Here is a 3416-nt window from a genome sequence, read left to right on the forward strand (position 1 = left end):
CTTCTGGGGCTCCGCCCCAGACCCCGCTCCTCAAACGCCGGAGGGGCTGGATTCTCAGCCCGTCCGGCGTTTGAGGACGAGGCCCCTTCAGGGCCGAAGCGGGGGTCTGGGGGCGGCAGCCCCCAGCAACGCTCCCGCAGGCAAGCGCTCAGGCAGACAGCGGGAATTCGTCACCCAGCGCCCGGAACACCCCGGTGTTCAAGGCGAACGCCTTCTTGCACTCGGCCACAACCCGCTGCTTCTCCAGATCATCGACCTGAACCCCGTCCAGCAACTCCCGGTACCCCCGCTTGAACGCCGCCGGGTTCCCGACCCCCTCGAACACATAGAACCGCACCCCGTCCCCCTTCCGCGCGAAACCCCACGTCCGCTCCGCCCTGTCCCGGATGATCTGCCCACCGGAGAGATCCCCGAGGTAACGCGTGTAGTGATGGGCGATGTACCCGGCCGGCCACTCCTCCGCGCACTCCCGCACCCGGTCCGCGTAGGCGCGCGTCGCGGGCAGCGCGGTCAGCCCGGAACGCCAGTCCGCACCCCGCAGATGCTCAAGGTCCCGCTCCAGCGCCGGCAGCCGGAACAACTCCGCCTGGATGAACGCCCCGGCCACCGGATCCGCCGCCAGCCGCTCGGCTCCGGTCTCCAACGCCTCGTAGACGAACCACAGTTGCTCGGTGTACCGGGCGTACGCGTCCACGCCCAGCCGCCCGCCGAGCAGATCGCTCATGAAGGTGGAGGTCTCGGCCTCCACATGCTGTTCGTGGGACGCGGTGCGGATGACTGTCGAGAAGGAGTCCATGGGCCCTATCCTTTAAGGTAAGGCTTACCTAAGTCAACAGGTTGCCGACATCCTGTCGGTAAAAGCGTACAAGGAAAACGGCCCGCTCCCCGAGGGAACGAGCCGCCGTGATCCTTACGGGAGGGTGAGAACCTCCGCCCCCGTCTCCGTCACCACCAACGTGTGCTCGAACTGCGCCGTCCGCTTCCGGTCCTTCGTGACGACCGTCCACCCGTCGTCCCACATGTCGTACTCGTACGTCCCCAGCGTCAGCATCGGCTCGATCGTGAACGTCATCCCGGGCTGGATGACCGTCGTCGCGTGCGGGCTGTCGTAGTGCGGGACGATCAGGCCGGAGTGGAAGGACGAGTTGATGCCGTGGCCGGTGAAGTCCCGGACCACGCCGTACCCGAAGCGCTTGGCGTATGACTCGATGACCCGGCCGATGATGTTGATCTGGCGGCCGGGCCTGACCGCCTTGATCGCCCGGTCCAGGGACTCGCGCGTGCGCTCGACCAGCAGCCGGCTCTCCTCGTCGACGTCACCCACCAGGTACGTAGCGTTGTTGTCGCCGTGCACCCCGCCGATGTACGCCGTCACATCGAGGTTGATGATGTCGCCGTCGCGCAGCACCGTGGAGTCCGGAATGCCGTGGCAGATCACCTCGTTGAGCGAGGTGCACAGGGACTTGGGGAAGCCGCGGTAGCCGAGCGTGGACGGATAGGCGCCGTGGTCGCACATGTACTCGTGCGCCACCTTGTCGATCTCGTCCGTGGTCACCCCCGGCGAGATGATCTTCGCGGCCTCCGCCATCGCCCGCGCGGCGATCCGCCCGGCGATCCGCATCGCCTCGATCGTCTCGGGGGTCTGCACCTCCGGCCCGGTGTACGGGGTCGGCGCGGGCCTGCCGACGTACTCGGGGCGACGGATGTTTCCGGGCACGGGACGGGTGGGGGAGAGCTCCCCTGGTACGAGCAGCGACTGGCCAGACATACCAGCGAGTCTAACCAGCGGACATGGGGGAACATGGCCGTAGGGAAAGGAGCCCTTGATGGCCCTGTTCAAGAAGCGCACGGTCGGGAAGCCCGGCGAGTGGTACTACTGCCTCGAGCACAAGAAGGTCGAGGAGGGGCCGGAGTGCCCCGCCAAGGACCGCTTCGGGCCGTACGCCACCCGCGCGGAGGCCGAGCACGCGATGGAGACGGCCCGCGAGCGCAACCTCGAGTGGGAGACCGACCCCAAGTGGCACGACGCCACCAAGGGGAGTGCCGAGGACGACTGATCGCCGGCCTCCGATGCGGCGCCGGGAACGGCTGATCGCCGGCCTTCCCAGCGGCACCGGAAACGACTGATCAGACCTCGGCCGGAGTCGTGTCCGTGGCCGTACCCGCCGCCCGCCGCGCCTTCAGCCGTAGCGCGTGCTCGTCCGTCCTCGCGTCGTACGACATCAGCTTCGGCAGTCCCGCGGCCAGCAGCCCCACCGCGCCCACGCACATCAGCCCGCCCGCCCACACCGACGTCCGCACCCCGGCCAGCGCGGCCATGCCACCGGACCGGACCTGACCCAGCTGCGGGCCCACCGAGTAGGACAGCAGCTCGATCCCGGCGAGCCGGCCGCGCAGCTCGTCCGGGATCGTCTGGTTCCACATCACCCCGCGGAAGATGCCGCTGACCATGTCGCAGCCGCCCGCGAGGGTCAGGAACAGCAGCACCAGCCATACGTTGCCCACCGCGCCCGCGCAGGCGATCGCCGCGCCCCACAGCGCGGCGGCCAGCACCACCATCCGCCCGTGCCGGTGGATCCGCGAGGTCCAGCCGCTGGTCACGCTCACCAGCAGGGCACCCGCCGGGACCGTCGAGTACATCAGCCCCAGCGCCCACTCGGCGTGCAGATCGTCCGCGAGGAACGGCAGCACCGCCAGCGGCATCGCGAAGAACATCGCCGCGAGGTCGATCGCGTACGTACCGAGCAGCTCCTTGCGGCTCCACGCGTACCGCGCGCCCTCCGCGATCGACCGCAGCGAGGGCTTTTGCGCCTCGTGGGCGCCGGGGGAGGCGGCGATACGGAAGATCAGGACCACCGATATCGCGTACGTCAGCGTGTCCGCCGCGAACGCGTAGGGCAGCCCCGCGAACGCCACGACCACGCCCGCCACCGCCGGGCCGGTGACCCCGCCGACCGTCCAGCGCAGCGAGTTGAGCGCGGACGCGGCCGTCATGTGCTCGTGCGCCACGATCCGCGGCCACAGCGAGTCCAGCGCCGGCCGCTGGACCGAACCGAGCACCGAGGTCAGCGCCGCGATCACATACAGCGGCCATACGGCGGGCGCCGGCAGCAGCGAGTTGAACAGCAGCGCCCCGCACAGCACACCGAGCCCGACCTCGGTCCACACGATCAGCTTCCGCTTGTCCCACGCGTCGGCGAGCGCACCGCCGTAGAGCCCGAACACGATGAGGGGCACCAGTTCTACGGCGCCGATCGCGCCCACCGCGGCCGCGGAGCCGGTGAGTTCCTTGAGCTGCACCGGGACCGCGACGAACGTCAGGAAACTCCCGAAGTTCGAGACCAGCCCCGCGAGCCAGAGCCTGCGGAAGTCGGCGGAGGCGTGCCAGGGGGCGAGATCGGGGAGGAGGGCGCGGA

General features: G+C 69.5%; 4 protein-coding genes. 1 reads left to right on the forward strand and 3 read right to left on the reverse strand.

The features are described from left to right. Nucleotides 1-148: 148 nt before the first annotated feature. Both JHN63_RS49080 and map read right to left on the reverse strand, forming a co-directional pair. Complete coding sequence (locus JHN63_RS49080; RefSeq protein WP_200691623.1) at nucleotides 149-796, reverse strand: heme oxygenase (biliverdin-producing); 648 nt, start codon at nucleotides 794-796, stop codon at nucleotides 149-151. 114 nt (nucleotides 797-910) lie between these two features. After that, a complete protein-coding gene (gene map, locus JHN63_RS49085) occupies nucleotides 911-1768 on the reverse strand; it encodes a type I methionyl aminopeptidase (protein ID WP_200691624.1) in 858 nt (285 codons plus the stop codon). A gap of 58 nt (nucleotides 1769-1826) precedes the next feature. On the opposite strand from map, the gene JHN63_RS49090 reads away from it, so the two are divergent. Further along, nucleotides 1827-2057 carry a hypothetical protein gene (locus JHN63_RS49090; protein ID WP_200691625.1) on the forward strand — a complete coding sequence of 77 codons (231 nt, stop codon included), beginning with the start codon at nucleotides 1827-1829 and terminating at the stop codon, nucleotides 2055-2057. A gap of 70 nt (nucleotides 2058-2127) precedes the next feature. Here JHN63_RS49090 and JHN63_RS49095 read toward each other — a convergent pair. Then, nucleotides 2128-3416: MFS transporter (locus tag JHN63_RS49095; protein ID WP_200691626.1), on the reverse strand; the 1289-nt coding region annotated here is incomplete at its 5' end.

The sequence above is a fragment of the Streptomyces sp. MBT65 genome (assembly GCF_016612545.1).
In the GTDB taxonomy this organism is placed as follows: Bacteria; Actinomycetota; Actinomycetes; order Streptomycetales; family Streptomycetaceae; genus Streptomyces.